General features: G+C 69.6%; 19 protein-coding genes. 8 read left to right on the top strand and 11 right to left on the bottom strand.

Going from position 1 to position 17,611, the window contains the following annotated elements:
• Positions 1-66: 66 nt before the first annotated feature.
• The 6 genes from Scani_RS34215 to Scani_RS34190 form a co-directional block, all read right to left on the bottom strand.
• Positions 67-1,494: an alkaline phosphatase family protein gene (locus tag Scani_RS34215; RefSeq protein WP_159481578.1), complete on the bottom strand. Its 1,428-nt coding sequence runs from the start codon at positions 1,492-1,494 to the stop codon at positions 67-69.
• A gap of 214 nt (positions 1,495-1,708) precedes the next feature.
• Positions 1,709-2,359 (bottom strand): DUF4291 domain-containing protein, encoded by a 651-nt coding sequence (locus Scani_RS34210; protein WP_159481577.1) that lies wholly within the window; start codon positions 2,357-2,359, stop codon positions 1,709-1,711.
• A 366-nt stretch (positions 2,360-2,725) separates the two neighbouring features.
• The gene (locus Scani_RS34205; protein ID WP_159481576.1) at positions 2,726-2,941 is read right to left on the bottom strand and encodes a hypothetical protein; all 216 of its coding nucleotides are present in this window, start codon (positions 2,939-2,941) and stop codon (positions 2,726-2,728) included.
• Between the two features lie 11 nt (positions 2,942-2,952).
• Entirely contained in the window at positions 2,953-3,591 is a 639-nt protein-coding gene (locus tag Scani_RS34200) for a WXG100 family type VII secretion target (protein ID WP_159481575.1), read from the bottom strand.
• Between the two features lie 8 nt (positions 3,592-3,599).
• Positions 3,600-3,920 (bottom strand): WXG100 family type VII secretion target, encoded by a 321-nt coding sequence (locus Scani_RS34195; protein WP_159481574.1) that lies wholly within the window; start codon positions 3,918-3,920, stop codon positions 3,600-3,602.
• Positions 3,921-4,412: 492 nt separating this feature from the next.
• On the bottom strand, positions 4,413-5,000 hold the full coding sequence (locus Scani_RS34190; protein ID WP_159481573.1) for a DUF5994 family protein: 588 nt from the start codon (positions 4,998-5,000) through the stop codon (positions 4,413-4,415).
• Between the two features lie 1,427 nt (positions 5,001-6,427).
• Here Scani_RS34190 and Scani_RS40455 point away from each other — a divergent pair.
• The gene (locus Scani_RS40455; RefSeq protein ID WP_218039213.1) at positions 6,428-7,939 is read left to right on the top strand and encodes an ice-binding family protein; all 1,512 of its coding nucleotides are present in this window, start codon (positions 6,428-6,430) and stop codon (positions 7,937-7,939) included.
• Between the two features lie 426 nt (positions 7,940-8,365).
• Here the strand turns inward: Scani_RS40455 and Scani_RS34180 are convergent, their stop codons facing one another.
• Complete coding sequence (locus Scani_RS34180) at positions 8,366-8,920, bottom strand: nucleoside deaminase (protein WP_328688470.1); 555 nt, start codon at positions 8,918-8,920, stop codon at positions 8,366-8,368.
• A gap of 72 nt (positions 8,921-8,992) precedes the next feature.
• Positions 8,993-9,427, bottom strand: a complete 435-nt coding sequence (locus Scani_RS34175; RefSeq protein WP_159481572.1) for a PLD nuclease N-terminal domain-containing protein — start codon at positions 9,425-9,427, stop codon at positions 8,993-8,995.
• An 87-nt stretch (positions 9,428-9,514) separates the two neighbouring features.
• On the opposite strand from Scani_RS34175, the gene Scani_RS34170 reads away from it, so the two are divergent.
• Both Scani_RS34170 and mqnP read left to right on the top strand, forming a co-directional pair.
• Positions 9,515-10,969 (top strand): menaquinone biosynthesis decarboxylase, encoded by a 1,455-nt coding sequence (locus Scani_RS34170; RefSeq protein ID WP_159481571.1) that lies wholly within the window; start codon positions 9,515-9,517, stop codon positions 10,967-10,969.
• Positions 10,966-11,868: a menaquinone biosynthesis prenyltransferase MqnP gene (gene mqnP, locus Scani_RS34165; protein ID WP_159481570.1), complete on the top strand. Its 903-nt coding sequence runs from the start codon at positions 10,966-10,968 to the stop codon at positions 11,866-11,868. The genes Scani_RS34170 and mqnP overlap by 4 nt, the downstream gene beginning before the upstream one ends.
• A gap of 24 nt (positions 11,869-11,892) precedes the next feature.
• Here the strand turns inward: mqnP and Scani_RS34160 are convergent, their stop codons facing one another.
• Together Scani_RS34160 and Scani_RS34155 are read right to left on the bottom strand one after the other, a co-directional pair.
• Positions 11,893-12,636 (bottom strand): DUF4870 domain-containing protein, encoded by a 744-nt coding sequence (locus tag Scani_RS34160; RefSeq protein WP_159481569.1) that lies wholly within the window; start codon positions 12,634-12,636, stop codon positions 11,893-11,895.
• Positions 12,637-12,766: 130 nt separating this feature from the next.
• Positions 12,767-13,360, bottom strand: a complete 594-nt coding sequence (locus Scani_RS34155; RefSeq protein WP_159481568.1) for a rhomboid family intramembrane serine protease — start codon at positions 13,358-13,360, stop codon at positions 12,767-12,769.
• A 116-nt stretch (positions 13,361-13,476) separates the two neighbouring features.
• Between Scani_RS34155 and Scani_RS34150 the strand changes: the two genes are divergently transcribed.
• Positions 13,477-14,205, top strand: coding sequence for a UbiX family flavin prenyltransferase (locus tag Scani_RS34150; protein ID WP_159481567.1), 729 nt, complete (start codon positions 13,477-13,479; stop codon positions 14,203-14,205).
• Here the strand turns inward: Scani_RS34150 and Scani_RS41875 are convergent.
• A complete protein-coding gene (locus tag Scani_RS41875) occupies positions 14,202-14,336 on the bottom strand; it encodes a hypothetical protein (protein WP_281392207.1) in 135 nt (44 codons plus the stop codon). The genes Scani_RS34150 and Scani_RS41875 overlap by 4 nt on opposite strands.
• Positions 14,337-14,457: 121 nt before the next feature.
• Between Scani_RS41875 and Scani_RS34145 the strand changes: the two genes are divergently transcribed.
• From Scani_RS34145 to Scani_RS34130, 4 genes are all read left to right on the top strand, one after another.
• Positions 14,458-14,916: an Lrp/AsnC family transcriptional regulator gene (locus tag Scani_RS34145; protein WP_042155701.1), complete on the top strand. Its 459-nt coding sequence runs from the start codon at positions 14,458-14,460 to the stop codon at positions 14,914-14,916.
• 167 nt (positions 14,917-15,083) lie between these two features.
• Positions 15,084-16,247 (top strand): aminofutalosine synthase MqnE, encoded by a 1,164-nt coding sequence (gene mqnE, locus Scani_RS34140; RefSeq protein WP_159482535.1) that lies wholly within the window; start codon positions 15,084-15,086, stop codon positions 16,245-16,247.
• 44 nt (positions 16,248-16,291) lie between these two features.
• Positions 16,292-16,816, top strand: coding sequence for a GNAT family N-acetyltransferase (locus tag Scani_RS34135; protein WP_159481566.1), 525 nt, complete (start codon positions 16,292-16,294; stop codon positions 16,814-16,816).
• A 160-nt stretch (positions 16,817-16,976) separates the two neighbouring features.
• Positions 16,977-17,267, top strand: coding sequence for a DUF4229 domain-containing protein (locus tag Scani_RS34130; RefSeq protein ID WP_159481565.1), 291 nt, complete (start codon positions 16,977-16,979; stop codon positions 17,265-17,267).
• The last annotated feature ends 344 nt before the right edge of the window (positions 17,268-17,611 follow it).

Here is a 17,611-nt window from a genome sequence, read left to right as displayed (position 1 = left end):
CGTCGTATCCAGGTCGTCTCCAGGGGGAGCGGCGCCCGCGTCCGAGGGGCGTCCCGGAGGCAGGTCCTAGCGCCGCCTGCGCCGGCCACGCTCCTGGCGCGGCGGCCGCTGGCCCGCCCCCGGCAGCGTCGGCTTCGGCAGATGCGCCACCTCCCACTGCGCCTCGACCAGCTGCTCGGCGGTGTCGCGCGGCAGCCGCGGCGGGCGGTGCGGCCGGTGACGGAAGCCGAACGCGGACGTCAGATCGCCGAAGGCCGCCCGCCGCCAGTCGCTGATGTTGGGCTCCGCCACGCCGGTCCAGCGCTCCAGGAACTGCAGCACCGAGGTGTGGTCGAAGGGATCGCCCGCGGCCCAGCCGCCCACCGTCCACGGCGAGATGATCAGGCACGGCACCCGGAAGCCGCCGCCGATCGGCAGGCCCCGGACGAACTCGTCCTTCGTCCCCGGGGGCGGCACCGGCGGCGGCACATGATCGAAGAGCCCGTCGTTCTCGTCGTAGTTCAGGATGAAGACGGTCTTGGCCCATACCTTCGGGTTGGACGCGATCGCCTCGATCTTCCGGGCGACGTAGTCGGCGCCGGCCGCCGGCAGATAGTCCGGGTGCTCGGACTGGTGGCTGGTGGGGATCAGCCAGGAGACGGCCGGCAGCCGGTCGGCCCGGGCATCGTCCTCGAAGGCCCCGGCCGGCTGCGCCCGCATCCCGCGCTCGTAGAGCGGCTCCCCGGGCTTGGAGTCCCGGAACGTCTGGAACTGCTCCAGGAGGTTGCAGCCGTAGTCGTCCTCCTCCTGGTAGACCTTCCAGCTGATGCCCGCCGCCTGCAGCCGCTCGGCGTAGGTCGTCCAGCGGTACGGCTTGGGCGCGGTGTTGTTCAGCACCGGACCGCCCTGTGTGCCGCCCGGGTCGAGGGTGCCGGTCATCCAGTACAGGCGGTTGGGCCAGGTCGGGCCGAAGACCGAGCAGAAGTAGTTGTCGCAGAGTGTGAACGCCTCCGCGAGGGCGAACTGGAACGGGATGTCCGCCCGGGTGTGATAGCCCATCACATACGGACCGTTGATCCCGTCGGCCTTGCGGTGCGCGGGCAGCCAGCGGTCCATCTTGCCGCCGTTCCACGCCTCGTGCTGCACGGACCAGGCATGGCTGGTGGAGGGGATGGCCTGGGCGCTGGTGGTGTGCGTGTTGAGACGGAACGGCAGCAGATAGCCGTCCGGGTTCTCCGCATCCGGCTGATGGAAGACGGACCGGCCGTCCGGCAGCGTCAGCGCGTCCGGGTCGGCGAAGCCACGGACGCCGCGCAGGGTGCCGAAGTAGTGGTCGAACGACCGGTTCTCCTGCATCAGCATCACCACGTGCTCGACGTCGTGCAGTGAGCCGTGACGCGCGGGTCCGGCCGCGACGGCCTGCTGCACGCTGGGCGGCAGCAGCGACAGCGCGGCGGCGCCGCCGACCGCGCCGGCCGCCGAGCCGAGGAGTCTGCGTCGGGTCATGTCGGGCATATGTGCCACTCTCCCTGAGTCGCCTGAGCCCTCAGTGGGCCGACATGACTGTGGCGGCGGCCGAGTTTCCCGGGCAGGGGGAGGTTGCTGAACGATGCATCAATTGGCCGTGAACGATCGAGAGTTGGCCGGTGGACGCTACGTCCCATACGCCACACGGACCAGTCCCCGGCGGACCGCGCGGCGGCCGGAATTACGCGTTTGTGAAGCTCCGTCAGGACACGCGGCACAGCCCCGGAGTTCCCCCGGGTGCCGGGTAGGGGCGCTCCTCGGGCAGCAGCGCCGCGGCCGCCGCCGTCTCCCCGGAACGCACCAGCGCATGGATCTCGTGCGCCAGAGGCGTGACGTCCGTGATCGCCACCGTCCATTCATCGGCATACCGGCGCGACGCCTCCCCCGCCAGTCCCAGCTGTAGCGACCGGTACGGCAGCGCCCGCAGCCGCAGATCCCGCTCCGGATCCCACTGCACCCGCGCCGGCGACCCCTTCAACTCCCGCTGCCAGGCCCCGCGGTCGGGGTGCTCGTCCGGGTCGTAGTGCGACAGACAGGCATGCCCCAACGCCCAGTCGAACCCGGCACGCTCGATCTCCACCGCGAGCACGGTCTCCTGGTCGGCCTTGGCGCCCCAGCCGCACCGGTACATCATCCACAGGAACGACGGCTTGATCCATGTCATCCGCTCCCGCTTCCAGGCCGCGGGAAATCGCCCGTCCCGCGCGGCCGGGAGCCCCAGCGCGGGGGAGTACGCCTGGTAGACGGTGACGGTGTCGTCGGTGTGCAGGGCGCGGATGCGGCGGGGTGGTTCGGCGGGGTGGGCGGGGGCGTGCGCGCGGTCTTGGGCGGGGGCTTCGGGGGTGTTGCTCATGGGGGGCATCTTTGTGGACGAGGGGGAGCGGGGCCACCGAAATTGCGCTGGGGGCGGGGCTGGGGGCGTAGCGCTGGGACCGGACGGCCGGCACGGGCACGCCCGGGGGCCGTCTGCTCTCCCCGCTGCGAAAACGCGCGAGTGAGCTCCGCAATCGTGTGGAGAACCTCCGATTCGAGCCCGAAAAGGGCCCCGTACGGGGGGACGCGCTCGTCCAGAACCTCATGGTGGACCGGAACGATCAGGCGGTCCTCGGGGTGAAGCGCAGTATGAAGTGCGTGGAGCCCTGCCTGATGCTCGGTTCAGGAAGGGCTCCACGCGCCTCCGTAGCCGCCCCTGCTAGGCGGTGGGCCTTCCGCCTCCGGGCTACAGCAGTTGGAATCCGACGGTGGTGGTGGCGAGGCCGATGACGAGGATCACCGGGCCGATCACGTAGTTTCCCCAGGTCTTCCGTCCGTCGACGCGTAGGAGAGCGATGGTCACCGCGACACCGGTGAAGGCGATCAGGCACCCCGCGATCCCCAGGAGCGCGAGGAAGAAGCCCGACCAGCCTGGGTCGTAGTGCGGATTGTTGTGCGCCACGCCCGCCAGCGTCACGGTATTGGGCTCAGGAGGCACTGACTACTTCGCCCCTTCCCCGGCTTCGTCGGCGTCCTTGGCGAGGTTTTGAAGGTCGGATTCGATGCCCCGGTCGCAGCCGATTCTGCGCTCAGGGATCCGAAGCGCTCCAGCAAGCCTGCGACCTTCTCGGCCGCTGAGGTGAAGAGCTTCACCAGATCGATGATCTTGGCCACCCGTTCGGCCACGGCCGTATTGGCCACGATGTCGGAGAGGAACCCGGTGAATGCCGACAGGACTGCTCCGGCGATCTCCATCTCGGCGATCTCGACGCAGATGTCGATGATCTCTTCGTTTATGTTGTCGATCTCGTCGGCATAGGACCGAAGCCCGCGGGCCACCTGGTGGAAGTTGTTCGCAACCTTTTCGATGACCTTCTTCTGCTCGCCCCAGTGCTTCTCGAACGCATCACGGGCTCGGCCGTGCCAGCCCCGCTTGTCGACACCTGAAATTGCGCTGTCCACGGCCCGCACCGTGTTGGTCAGCTCTGTGCCCATGGTGTCCCAGGAACGGGCGATCGAGCGCAGTGTTTCGCCATCACCACTGGGGAGTTCCACACCGAATGCCTGCAGAATCTCGAGGACCTTGCCGTCGATCCAGCTGTTGATGCTCACATCGTCCTCTACGGCCTCGTCATGGCCTGCAGATGGTGGTTCGTGGCCTGGTCCGTCGCCTTGTAATTCTCCGCGTTGAGACGCAGCCGGGAGCCGTCACTGTTGAGCACCTGGGGAAGTCGTGAGAGCGCCGTGGCGGTGTGCTGCATCAGCTGCTGGTACTTCGCCAACGCGCCATCGCAGGCGCCCAGCAGGCCGAATGCCTGGCCGACCTCGGACGAGGACGCCGTGAACTCCTGGATGTGCTTGCCCAGTTCCTTGGCCTCCGTGTCGAACCTGCCCGCAAGGTCTTGGAGAGTCTCAGGATCGACACCGAATTGTGCGCTCATCCCGCCCCCGTATCTCGATGCTGGTGTGACCTACGGAATCTTCCCTTGACCTGCGATGGGTCGAACATAGGTTTTGCGTGTTCGAGGGGCGGTGGGGTGGCAGATTTTGTTCACCATTGGGAAGGACTTGATGGCGGTTCAGTGTGTGCCGGCCTGATGTGCAGGACCCGCCGACGTACATACCTCTCTGTGTGTATGCGAGTCGTTAAAAAATCTGGCAAGTGGTGGCGATGGTCAAGGAATTGCCTTAGGAATACGTGCCGCTGAGGACAGAAACCGCATCACCGGGTTCATGCGCTAGTAGTTCTCGGCCTCTTCTGGAACCTTCCGGCTCTCCCGGACCTCGGAGCCCACCAGCCCCCGCAGGACCTCGGCCGTGGGCCGCGGACCACCCGTATCCGTCCGCTCTCGGCGATCCGTGCCGCGACGGTCCTCCGCAGCTCGCGGTACTCCCACGTCTTGAGCTCCTGGCTGGTCGGCCTGGTGGAGGACTCAGTTGCCTTCCGGCGTATCCGGTACCGAAGCAACGACCCGGGCGGGGGAGTGTGAGGTCGGCAGGCGTGCTCCGTGGCCGCCTTCGGAGTCCCACGCCGAGATCAGGGCTGAGTCGGCATCTGCTGCGATCCGGCGTTGCTCCGCTGCGCCCATCAGGCCGCTCGCCGTAAGGGTGCCGAACGGATCGGCAGCCTCGGTCATGAGCCGGGCGGCTGTGGCGGGACCGGTCTCCGGAGGGATCACCAGCAGGTCCCAACGGCCGGTGGTGTAGGAGAGCAGCAGCAGCTTGTGGGGATCTTGCTCCTCCTTGAACCAGCCGACACCCACCACATGCCCCTTGACGGGCACCTTGCGTGGGATGACCGGCCAGAACGTGGGGTTCACCGTGACGTGGGTGATCCGCCCCCACAGCGGGTCGAGGAAGGCCGTCAGTGAGGGAAGCTCCGCCATGAGGTCGCGGGAGCGGGGCCACCACGCCCCGTCGAGCAGAGCCGGAGCGGTGCCGGCCGGCGCCAGCAGGAGTCGGAGGGGCAGCGAAGAGGTCCGGTCCTCGGGGACAGGTGGGGAGAGAACGGTCGCGGTCATGACGCGGACCTTGCCCCGGGCCGGTCAAAACCGGCCCGGCGTCGTGAATCGCCGAGAACGACACGAGCTTGAAGGCCGGTGTGCGAAATGCTCTCGGTAATGCCAGCTTACTCCTGGTAAGAGTCCGTCGGACGGATGCGCAGTAATGGGTTGAACGGCCCAGGCGTCCGCGAGGGAACGGCCCGAGGCAATCCCTCCCGACGGGAGGCCCGCCGCACGCCCCCGGACGCGGGACCTGGGACCTGGGTGCCTGGGGGCCTGCTGTGCGGTCGCGCCCACGGGTGGGACAACGATCAACGGCCCCGGCGTATACAACACCGGGGCCGCCCTTCCGGGCGGTTGCACGTGAGAGTGCACCAACCCACACCCCATTTCACTGCCGCCGGCGCATCATTTCTCGTGTCACGCGCGCTGCGGAATTGCGGCGGGGGCAGAGGCCGGACGTGGTGTGCGGCGCGTGATGGTGTGGCACTGGCGGGGCGGGATATTGGCGGCGCCTTCCCTTATCCGGGTGTCGTCCGTCGATGCATACGGCCAGGCAGAGAAGCCTTACTTGCGAGATTCCGGCGCCGTCATTTCCCGGTGTGCCGGCGGCGGGAGGCGCCGACCGTGGGCGCCCGCGCACAACGGACAGCGATGAGGCCGCAGGCCACGCTGAGCCATCCGGGTGACATGTGGACCCTCTCTCTATCCAAGGCCCGCCGGTGGCGCCTTAATGGCGATGGTGAGTCCGGAGGCCGCCCATCCCTCTCGGTGACTCGTGATTGCCGGTCGACCAGTAGTGGCCGGCGGCATTGCGTAAGGGGAACTCCATGGACGGCCGGTTAGTTGCCCCTACCGGTCGTTGCTGACTGCCAGTCAGCCTCTTGGAGTCCCGGCCTAGATCCACACAGACCTAGATCGCGAGGACTCGGCATGGGCAAGGGTATGCAGCCGAACAGGCATCAACTGCTTTGACTCGGGGTGAGCGGGAAGCGGCTCACCTTGCCGACTCCGCTGAACCGATCGGCCCGGTAAGGGCCGCCCCGATGGACAACCGGCCTTCCCGGACCGTCGGCACACCAAGTGGCCAATTGGGGCGACTACTTCGCCTTTCCCGGCGACTCCGCGACTCCATCCGGCCGTGATACCGGCCCCTCGACATCCGCCACAGACGACGGCCCCACGCCAGGCGTCCCCTGCTGCGGCGTTACTCCCAGGAGCACGCGGCGCGGACCGCCGACGCCTGACCGTGCTGGTCGGGCAGCTGTGGCGAGTGCGAAAACCACGCTCGACTGAATCCCTCCCCTTCATCCCGGCGCGCAGCAGACGGCACAGCTCACCCCCCGTGCCCGAGGCGCCGGTCGCAGCGGTGAAAGCGCACCGCACTCGCACCGTTCCGGGGCGGCATCAGGGCTGCCCCGGAAACCTTGGAAAGGAAATCCGCGATGGCAACCGTACCTTTGGGCACCGCCGCCACCTACGGCGTGCTCGCCAACACGGCGATCACCAACACCGGCCCCACCGTGGTCGCCGGCGACCTCGGAGTGAGCCCCGCCGGTGCGGTGACCGGGTTCCCTCCCGGAACGGTCACCGGAACCATCCACCTGAACGACGCTGCCGCGGCGCAGGCTCAGACCGACCTGCTGAACGGGTACGCCAACGCGCTGGTGCGCCCGGTCACGGCCACCGTCGCGACGGAACTCGGCGGGACCACCCTGACGCCCGGCGTGTACAACTCCTTGTCCGGCACGTTTTCCCTCAACGGGACACTGACCCTGGACGCTCAGGGTGACCCCAACGCCGTCTTCGTCTTCAAGACGATCACCACGCTCATCACGGGAGCCACCGGCAACGTCAACCTCATCAACCAGGCGCAGTCCTCCAACGTCTTCTGGCAGGTCGGCAGCTCCGCGACACTCGGCGCCGGCTCCACCATCAGGGGTAGCATCCTCGCCTTCACCTCGATCACCGCCACCACGGGGGCCATCGTGGACGGTCGGCTGCTGGCCATCGGCGCCGCCGTCACGCTGGACTCGAACGCGGTCACCGTGCCGTCCCTGTCCACGTGCTCGGTGGTGGTCCAGCCGGTGGCCGGGCCGGTGGTCGTCGGGCAGCCGACCTCCGTGTCCGCTGTGGTGACCTGCAACGGTCTGCCGGTCGTCGGTGGGTCGGTGACCTTCACCGGTGGTGCGGTCCCGGTGACCGCCACCACCAACGCGGCGGGCATCGCCACCGGGTCGCTGACGTTCAACACCGCCGGGCCCGCCACCATCACCGCCACCGTCACCGCGGCCGGCAGCGGGTGCGCGTGCACCGGCGTCGTCTCCGCGCCCCTGCCCATCACCGTCACTCCGCAGCCGTCCTGCCTGGTGGTGGTCCAGCCGGTGTCCGGGCCGGTGGTCGTCGGGCAGCCGACCCCCGTGTCCGCTGTGGTGACCTGCAACGGTCTGCCGGTCGTCGGTGGGTCGGTGACCTTCACCGGTGGTGCGGTCCCGGTGACCGCCACCACCAACGCGGCCGGTGTCGCCACCGGATCGCTGACCTTCAACACCGCCGGGCCCGCAACCATCACCGCCACCGTCACCGCGGCCGGCACCGCCTGCGCGTGCACCGGCGTCGCGTCCGCGCCCCTCCCCATCACCGTCACTCCGGCGACGGGCCCGCTGAGCGCGGCGCCCGCTTGCTGGCACGTCAACCTGCCCTTCCCGATTCCGAGCCTGTTCGCGGCGACGCTGACGGCCGCCGTCACGCCGGCGCAAGCGGGAGTCACGGTCACCTTCTTCGTCTCCGGCCTACCGGTGGGCACCGCGGTGACCAACGCCAACGGCATCGCCACCCTCAACGCCGGCCTGTCCATCCTGCAGATCAGCGCCAGCAGCTACACGGCGACCGCCACCGTCGGCGGCGTCCCGGTCCAGGCGACCAACACCCTGAGGCCCTGCTTCCCGCCGGCGTGAACCGGCTGTGCCCGATCGGCCGGGTCAGCATGACGGGTCCTGCTGCGGTACTCGCGAAGAGAGGACCGGTCCACGCAGCGCCGACTCTGGCCTGACGGCCTTCCGGTAAGCGGCCTGCCCCTCAGGGGCTGTCGCTCAAAGGCCGTCCCTCAAAGGCCGTCCCTCAAGGGCTGTCCCCCGTCGTGCAAGGACGGGGGACAGCCCGACTCACCCTTAGTGGTGAGCCAGTCGGCACCACGCCCGTCGGCAGGGCGGAGACGGGGACGGACACCAGCCTCGTATGCCACTTGCCGGAGAGACTCGCCATGGTTCCAGGCGCCGGCGACTGCTCGGCTGACACTCCCCCTGCCGGGCGGGAGTCGCTGCACGGTGACGGAGGGCGCGCCTCCCTGCGGGCGCGGGGCGGGCCGTTGCCGGCCGGGCAGGTCACTCGCCCCCGATGTCCTCGTGCCACAGCTCCGGCTGTGCCCCGATGAAGTCGCGCATCATCGCCGCGCACTCGGGGTCGTCCAGCAGCACGATCCGTACGCCGTGCCGGGCCAGCCAGTCGTGGCCGCCGTGGAAGGTGCGGGCCTCGCCGATGACGACGCGGGAGATGCCGAACTGGCGGACCAGGCCGCTGCAGAACCAGCAGGGGGAGAGGGTGGTGACCATCGTCGTGCCGAGGTAGCCGGGCCGGCGGCCGGCCGCGCGGAAGGCCGCGGTTTCGGCGTGCATGGTCGGGTCGTCGTCCTGGACGCGGCGGTTGTGGCCGCGGCCGAGGAGGGTGCCGTCCGGGCCGTAGAGCGCCGCGCCGATCGGGATGCCGCCCTCGGCGAGACCGGTGCGGGCCTCGGCGAGCGCCGTCGCCAGCATGGCGCGGGCCTGCTCCTGGACGTGGTCGGGGTGGCCGGTCAGGTCGCGGTGACCGTCGACACGGCCGTGCAGACGAAGCTCGTCGCGGTCCTGACCCCAGTCCTGCGTACGGTCCATACCGTCCATGCGCTCACCGTACGCCCGGCGGCGTGTCCGGCGCGTGCCCCACGCGGACGAGCGGACGGCGGGGCAAAAGCCCTAGCCCTGGGCGGGCGGCGGGGTGTCCTCGGGGCCGCTGCCGCCGTCCGCCGCGTCGCGGCTCCTGCGTCGCAGCTCCTCCTCGCGGCGGCGCAGGTCGGCCTCCCAGTCCTTGAGCAGCGCCTCGTCCTTCTTGTTGCTCTCGTCAGCCAGGGACCGGAGGAACTCGGGGTTGTCGTCGGGCGCCACGAACTTCGCACGGTGGTTGCGGTGCCCCGCGGCGGGAGTGGTGCCGCCGCCCGTCGCCGGCTGCCGCTGCTTGCCCGCCACCAGCCAGGCGACCGGCCCGACCAGCACCTCGCCGAAGAGCAGGATGATGAACACCCAGGCGACCTTGGGCAGACCGCGCACCTGGGATTCGGGGGTGTTCAGGCAGTCGATGAACGCGTAGATCCACAGCGCCAGCACCAGGAGGAACGGCAGATACCTGAGCATTGCGGAACGGGCCCCCAGCGCGCGACGGCGGGCCCTCGCCGGGCCCGGTGACCCGTCCAGGGTAGTGCGTACCCGATACTGGAAGGCATGGCTTACGACGATCTTCGCTCGTTCCTGCGTGCACTGGAGCGGGAAGGCGACCTCAAGCGCATCAAGGCCGAGGTCGACCCGTATCTGGAAGTCGGCGAGATCGTGGACCGGGTGCAGAAGTCCGGTGGCCCGGCGCTGCTCTTCGAGAACGTCAAGGGCTCGGCGATGCCGCTCGCCATGAACGTCTACGGCACCGACCGCCGCCTGCTGAAGGCGCTGGACCTCAAGGCGTACGAGGACATCAGCGCCAAGATCGGCGGACTGCTCAAGCCGGAGCTGCCGCACGGTTTCGTCGGTGTGCGCGAGGCGTTCGGGAAGCTCGCGGGCATGACGCACGTCCCGCCGAAGAAGGTGAAGGAAGCGCCCGTCCAGGAGGTCGTGCTCCGGGGCGACGACGTCGATCTCGACCGGCTCCCGGCGCTGTTCACCTGGCCCGAGGACGGCGGCTCCTTCTTCAACCTGGGCCTGACGCACACCAAGCACCCCGAGACCGGCGTGCGCAACCTGGGCCTCTACCGCCTGCAGCGCCACGACAAGCGCACCATCGGCATGCACTGGCAGATCCACAAGGACAGCCGCAACCACTACCAGGTCGCCGCCAAGCGCGGGGAGAAGCTGCCGGTCGCCATCGCCTTCGGCTGCCCGCCGGCCGTCACCTATGCCTCCACCGCACCGCTGCCCGGTGACATCGACGAGTACCTCTTCGCCGGCTTCCTCCAGGGCAAGCGGATCGAGATGGTCGACTGCAAGACCGTGCCGCTGCAGGTGCCGGCGCACGCCGAGGTCGTCATCGAGGGCTGGCTGGAGCCGGGCGAGATGCTGCCCGAGGGGCCGTTCGGCGACCACACCGGCTTCTACACGCCGCAGGAGCCGTTCCCGGCGCTGACCATCGACTGCGTGACGATGCGCAAGCGGCCGCTGCTCCAGTCGATCGTCGTGGGCCGCCCGCCGACGGAGGACGGGCCGCTGGGCCGGGCGACGGAGCGGTTCTTCCTGCCGCTCCTCAAGATCATCGTCCCGGACATCGTCGACTACCACCTGCCGGAATCCGGCGGCTTCCACAACTGCGCGATCGTCTCGATCGACAAGAAGTACCCCAAACACGCCCAGAAGGTGATGCACGCCATCTGGGGCGCGCACATGATGTCGCTGACCAAGCTGATCGTGGTCGTGGACGCCGACTGCGATGTGCACAACCTCCACGAGGTCTCCTGGCGGGCGCTCGGCAACACCGACTACGCCCGCGACCTCACGGTCGTCGAAGGCCCCGTCGACCACCTCGACCACGCCTCCTACCAGCAGTTCTGGGGCGGCAAGGCAGGGATCGACGCGACGGAGAAGTGGCCCGAGGAGGGCTATACGCGCGACGGCGGCTGGCCCCACATGGTCGAGTCCGACCCGCGGACGGCGGCGATGGTCGACCGCCGTTGGAAGGAGTACGGACTCTCATGACCAGCGCATCCGCGGCGGTCCCGCAGCCGGGCCGCACCAAGGCCTTCCTGCGCCTCGTGATGATCGAGCACTCGGTCTTCGCGCTGCCCTTCGCCTACATCGCGTCCCTGACCGCGATGTACGAGTGGGACCGGCAGGTCCACTGGGGCCGGCTGCTCCTCGTCACCATCGCCATGGTCGGCCTGCGCACGTTCGCGATGGCCGCGAACCGGATCATCGACCGCGAGATCGATGCCCGTAACCCGCGTACCGCGCACCGGGAACTGGTCACCGGCGCCGTATCGGTGAAGTCAGCCTGGACCGGCGCGCTGATCGCGCTCGTCGTCTTCCTGGGCGCCGCCGCCCTGCTGAACCCGCTGTGCCTGGCGCTCGCCCCGCTCGCGGTGGTGCCGATGGTGGTCTATCCGTACGGCAAGCGCTTCACCAACTTCCCGCAGGCGATCCTCGGCCTCGCCCAGGCGATGGGCCCGATCGGCGCCTGGCTCGCGATCACCGGGTCCTGGTCCTGGCAGGCGGTCATCCTCGGCCTCGCGGTGGGGATCTGGATCGGCGGCTTCGACCTGATCTACGCCTGCCAGGACGTGGAGACGGACCGGGAGACCGGCGTGCTGTCGGTCCCGGCCCGCTTCGGCATCCCGGCCGCGATCTGGGGCGCGCGCGGCTGCCACCTCGTCACCACGGCGCTCTTCGCCTGGTACGCCCTGGCGACCGGCGCGGGCGCGTTCTTCTGGCTGGGCCTGGTGATAGTGGCGGCGGCCTTCCTCTACGAGCACACGATCGTCAGGCCGCACGACCTGACCCGGCTGAACCGGGCGTTCTTCCAGGTCAACGGCTTCATCGGCATCGCGCTGTTCGTCTGCGCGCTGCTGGATCTGCTGGTGCGGGGGCTCACGGTCTGACGGGCCGGCGGGCGGGCGGGTTGTTCAGCCCTTGCTGAGAGGCCAGGCGATCAGGCGGGGGTAGGTCCACAGTTCGCCGCGCGTCGCCTTCACCGTGCCGATGACCGCGCAGATCACGCCGGAGAGGGCGTAGCCGCCGAAGATGACGATCACGGTCAGCAGCGGGACCGCCAGGCCGGAGCTGTTGCGCTGGGCGTCGGTGTCGGCGGCCGCGGCGAAGATGAAGGCGCTGGCGAAGTAGAGCACCGCCCCGAGGGCCGCCATGATGGCCTGGGTGATGCCGAAGTTCACCGCCTGGGTGGCGTGGTGGCGGATGTACGGGTCGTGTCTGTGGCGGTCGTTGCCGCGGACGGACAGCGGGAAGATCCAGCCGAGGAGAGCGCCCAGGCCGCAGCACATCATCGTGCCCGCCGTCACGGTCAGCAGCGCGCCGAGGTGGGCCCACATCGCGGGCCCGGTCGAGGGCGCGGGCGACGGCGGCGTGCCGGTGCCGCCGTAACCGGGTCCTGGCTGCTGGGCACCGGGATAGCCGTAGCCGCCCGGCGCGCCGCCGCCGTGCCAGCCCGGCTGCGGTGTCCCGTACGGATCCTGCGGCGTCCCATATCCGGGCTGCTGCGCCCCGTACGGATCCTGCGGCGCTCCGTACCCCGGCTGCGACGCTCCGTACGGCCCCTGCGGTGTCCCGTAGGGCCCCTGTGGCGGTGTCCCGTAAGGCCCCTGCGGGCCGCCCGTCGGAGGGCCGTAGCCGGGCTGCTGATGGTCGGACATGGTCTGCTCACCCCGTGTGTACTGCGTGCCGCGTGTACCGGGTACGCCGCATGTACGGCGTACCGCGCCGCGCCCGGTGCCGCGCGCTGCGAGGCAGTGCGCGCCCCCGTGGCTCCCGTTTCCAGCGAGGCTACGTGACGGGTCGGACACCGGCCCCGGCCAGGTCGCCGCGAGGGCGTTCCCGGAAGACGAAGGCCGCGAGCACTCCGCCGATCAGGCCGAACAGGTGCCCCTGCCAGCTGATGCCGTTGTCGGACGGCAGCGCGCCCCACAGGATCGAGCCGTAGAGCACGCCGACGACCAGGCCGATGCCGATGTCGAGCAGGGTGCGCTCGATGAAGCCGCGCACCAGCAGGTAGCCGAAGAGGCCGAAGACGACGCCGGAGGCGCCCGCGGTGTTGCTGTCCGGCGCGGCGGTGAACCATACGCCCAGCCCGCTGGCGAGGATGATCAGCAGGACGACCGCGAGCAGGCGCCGGACCCCGCTGCGCAGTGCGGCGACGAAGCCGAGCAGCAGCAACGGCACGGTGTTTGCGGCGAGATGGGCGAAGCCGAAGTGCAGGAAGGCGGCGGGCACCATGTCGAGCAGCTCGGCGGGCTCGCGCGGCTGGATGCCGAAGGTGTCCAGGCTGCCGCCGGTGGCGACATCGACGCCCTCCAGCAGCCACAGCAGTGCGACCCAGCCCAGCATCAGGCAGATCGCCGGCTTCGCGCGTGATCTCATCTCCGGCCGTCCCTTCTCGTCCCCCGGTGGGGCGGCCCTCGGCGGGGTCGCGCAAGGGGCGCACAGGTAAGAACGGCCGTGGTGGGGTCCGCGGTTCCGCCGGATAGGCTCGATGCGTGGAGCCGCCGCACAACGACACCAGTAAGCAGGGCCCCGGCCGACGCCGTCCGTGGGTCGTGGGGATCTCCGGCGCGTCCGGGACGCCGTATGCCGCGTCCGTATTGCGCGGGCTGCTCGCCGCCGGGGAGGCGGTGGATCTGATCGTCAGCCGGGCGTCGCGGCTGACCCTGCTGGACGAGACCGGCATTGCGTTCCGGGATGCTCATTGGCGCGCCGACCTGCGGGAATGGCTGGCGCGCGGAGCCGATGGCAAGCCGTCGACGTTCCCGGTGGCGGAGGCGGACCTGGCGGATGTGCGGTACTGGCCGGCCGGGGATCTGGCGGCCGGGCCCTCGTCGGGCTCGTATCCGGTGAAGGGGATGCTGATCGTTCCGGCGAGCACCGCGTGTGTGGCCGGGGTAGCGCTCGGGCTCTCGAAGGATCTGCTGCAGCGGGTGGCGAGCGTGACGCTCAAGGAGCGGCGGCGGCTGGTGGTCACGGTGCGCGAGACCCCGTTGAACGGTCCGACGCTGAAGCATCTGGTGACGCTGGACGAGGCGGGCGCCGTGGTGCTGCCCGCCTCACCGGCGTTCTATGCGGGGGCGACGCACATCCAGGATCTGGTGGACTTCGTCGCCGGCCGGGTGCTCGATGCGGCCGAGGTGCCGCACGGGCTGTACCGGCGTTGGGAAGGGGAGTTGCGGGGCGGCTCCAGGGAAGCGGAGGAGGCCCCGGACGCTCGCTAGCGCTTCTTGGCCGCGGCGGCGCGGCCGAAGAGGCGGCGGGACCGCGGTGCGGCGGTCCGGTGGGCACGTGAACGATTGGCCTGGTCCTGCAGCTCGCGCATGCGGGCGTAGGCCATCTCGATCGAGTACACGGTGACAGCTCCTGTGAGATCGTCTCTGATCGTCTGAAAGATTCTCAGGGCTAAGGCCCTGTATGCCTTAGATTCTACATGCAGAACTCGAATATGCGTAAAGATTGGAAGGCTTGAGGGCATGGACGCGGTGGATAGGCAGCTCATCCAGGCACTTCGCGAGAACGGGCGGGCCTCGTACGCGGAGCTCGGCCGGCTCGTCGGCCTCTCCGGGCCCAGCGTCACGGACCGGATCAACCGCCTCGAAGCGGCGGGCGTGATCACCGGTTACCGCGCGACGGTGGACGCCGCCTCGCTCGGCCTCGGCGTCACGGCGCTGGTGGGCATCTCGCTGTCGGACGCCACCGACCACGAGGACGTCGCGCAGCGGCTGCGCGACCTCGAGGAGATCGAGGACTGCTGGTTCATCGCCGGCGACGACTCGTACATGCTCAAGGTGCGGGTGGGCGACGTCGACGGGCTGGAGCGCACCATCCGGCGGCTGTCCGGCACCAAGGGCGTCTCCCGTACACGCACCACGATCGTGCTCTCCACCAAGTGGGAGAACCGCGTCGGCCAGCTGCCCGAAGAGGCCGAGTAGGCCACCTGGCGCCGGCCGGCACCCGGGAGCGGACGGGCGCGCCAGGGGCCTCCGTCCGCCCCTACCACGGGGGAGTACGCTCGACGAAGCCCGTTTCCGGCTCCGCAAGGGCACCGGGACGGCACCGAATACGGCAGAGACTGGGAGGCGACCGGATGGCTGCGTCGATGGATGTGGGCCTCAAGCGCGAGCTGGAGGCGAAGGTCCACGCCGGGGAGCGGCTGACCCGCGAGGACGGCATCGCCCTCTACGAGTCCGACGACCTGGCATGGCTGGGCGGCCTCGCCCACGAGGTGCGCACGCGCAAGAACGGCGACGTCGTCCACTTCAACGTCAACCGTCACCTCAACATGACGAACGTGTGCACCGCCTCGTGCGCCTACTGCTCCTTCCAGCGCAAGCCGGGCGAGAAGGACGCGTACACGATGCGCATCGAGGAGGCCGTCCGCCTCGCCAAGGCGATGGAGAACGACAACCTCACCGAGCTGCACATCGTCAACGGCCTGCACCCGACCCTGCCGTGGCGCTACTACCCGCGCTCCCTCAAGGCCCTCAAGGAAGCCCTCCCGGAGGTCTCCCTCAAGGCGTTCACCGCCACCGAGATCCACCACTTCGAGACCATCTCGGGCCTGTCCGCCTCCGAGATCCTCGACGAGCTGATCGACGCCGGTCTGGAGTCGCTGACCGGCGGCGGCGCCGAGATCTTCGACTGGGAGGTCCGGCAGCACATCGTCGACCACCGCACCCACTGGGAGGACTGGTCGCGGATCCACCGGCTCGCGCACGAGAAGGGCCTCAAGACCCCCTCGACGATGCTCTACGGGCACATCGAGGAGCCCCGCCACCGCGTCGACCACGTGCTGCGGCTGCGTGAGCTCCAGGACGAGACCGGCGGCTTCCAGGTCTTCATCCCGCTGCGCTACCAGCACGACTTCGTGGACATGCAGGACGGCAAGGTCCGCAACAAGCTCCAGGCCCGGACGACGATGGCGACCGGCGCCGAGGCCCTGAAGACCTTCGCGGTCTCCCGCCTCCTCTTCGACAACGTCCCGCACGTGAAGTGCTTCTGGGTGATGCACGGTCTGCAGACCACCCAGCTCGCCCTGCAGCACGGCGCGGACGACATGGACGGCTCGGTCGTCGAGTACAAGATCACGCACGACGCGGACAACTACGGCACGCCCAACAAGCTGACCCGTGAGGACCTGCTCGACCTGATCCGCGACGCCGGCTTCCGCCCCGTCGAGCGCAACACCCGCTACGAGGCCATCCGCGAGTACCCGGGCCCGGACCCGGACCGCCGCGAATCCCCCCAGCCGATGCGCGTCTGACCTGCTCGGAGGCGCTGTCGGCGGTGAGGGTTAGGGTCCGGGTCATGGACGTGCGTTTCGACCTGGACCCTTCCGTCACCCCCGGACTGCGCGACGGGATATGCGCGTTGTGGGCCGATGTCTCCAACGCCGGCGGCGCGGTCGGCTTCCTCCCGCCGGTGGCCCCCGAGGAGATACGGCCCGATCTGCTCACGCATCTGACGGCCATGGCCGAGGGCCGTACGCGCCTGATGGTCGGCCGCGACCCGGAGGGCCGGGTCCTGGCCACGGCGTTCCCCACCTTCAACGGCCACCGCCTGATGACGCACTGGCTGTGGGTCTACACGGTCATGGTCCACCCCTCCCTCCAGGGGCAGGGCACCGGCCGCCGGCTGATGGCCGCGGTCGCCGAGGCCGCCCGCGGCTTCGACGGCGTCACCGCGCTGCGGCTCACCTGCCGCGGCGGAACGGGCGTCCACCGCTTCTACGAGGCCTGCGGCTACAAGGAGGTCGGCCGCGTCCCCGGCGCGATCAAGCTGGCCGACGACGACTTCCGCGACGACGTCACCATGTGGCTGGAGCTGAGCTGACCGGCGGGCGGCGGGCCGGGACCGCCGTACGGGACGCGGGCCGGCCGCCCGGTGGCTGCGGCGAGGGCCCTCCGCGGCAGGGGCCGCGAAGATCGCCCGAAGCGCTGTGCTTGACTGGATGCAGACCCTTTAGGTTGCCGTTGAGGAGAAGGTCCCATCCGTGAGTAGCCACCACTTCGCCACGCTCCGCTACACCGCCCTTCGCATCGGCCTCTTCGTCGCCTCGTTCGCCGTGGTGTGGGCGCTGTCGTACGTCCACGTCATCCCGCTCGCCATCGGCGCCTCCAACACCGTGTGGATGCTGCTGCTCGCCATCGTGATCTCCGCGCCGCTCAGCTTCGTGCTGCTGCGCAAGCAGCGGGACGCGATGTCCGAGCAGATCGTCGCCAAGGTCGACCGGCAGCGCGAGCGTCTCGCGGCCAACGCCGGCCAGGAGGACGGGGTCCAGTAAAGGCCTGGACCTTTATGTAAGACGCCTCACAGCAGCTTCTTCACGACGGGCGCCCGGCGCCATGGATTCCGTTCCATGGCCGGGCGCCCGTCGTGTTTTTGACGGAGGGTCCGCTGCCCGGCCCCTTGGGAACCCAAAGATTTTCTTTGGGTTCCTCAAAGTTCAAGTGTTAATGTACTTGCCATGAAGACAGCAGCCGCGCCCTCGTTCCCCATGAGCACTCCGCTCGTGGCGCGCCTGCACGTCGATCTCTGCCGCTGTATGTCCGCGGCCTGTTGCCGCCGCTGACCGTTCTCCTCAGCGGCCGGAGATCTTCTCCCCGACCCCTCCGGGCGGGAGAGGCC

It is taken from the genome of Streptomyces caniferus (assembly GCF_009811555.1).
Taxonomy (GTDB): Bacteria; Actinomycetota; Actinomycetes; order Streptomycetales; family Streptomycetaceae; genus Streptomyces; species Streptomyces caniferus.
This window is presented reverse-complemented; position numbering and strand designations above follow the sequence as displayed.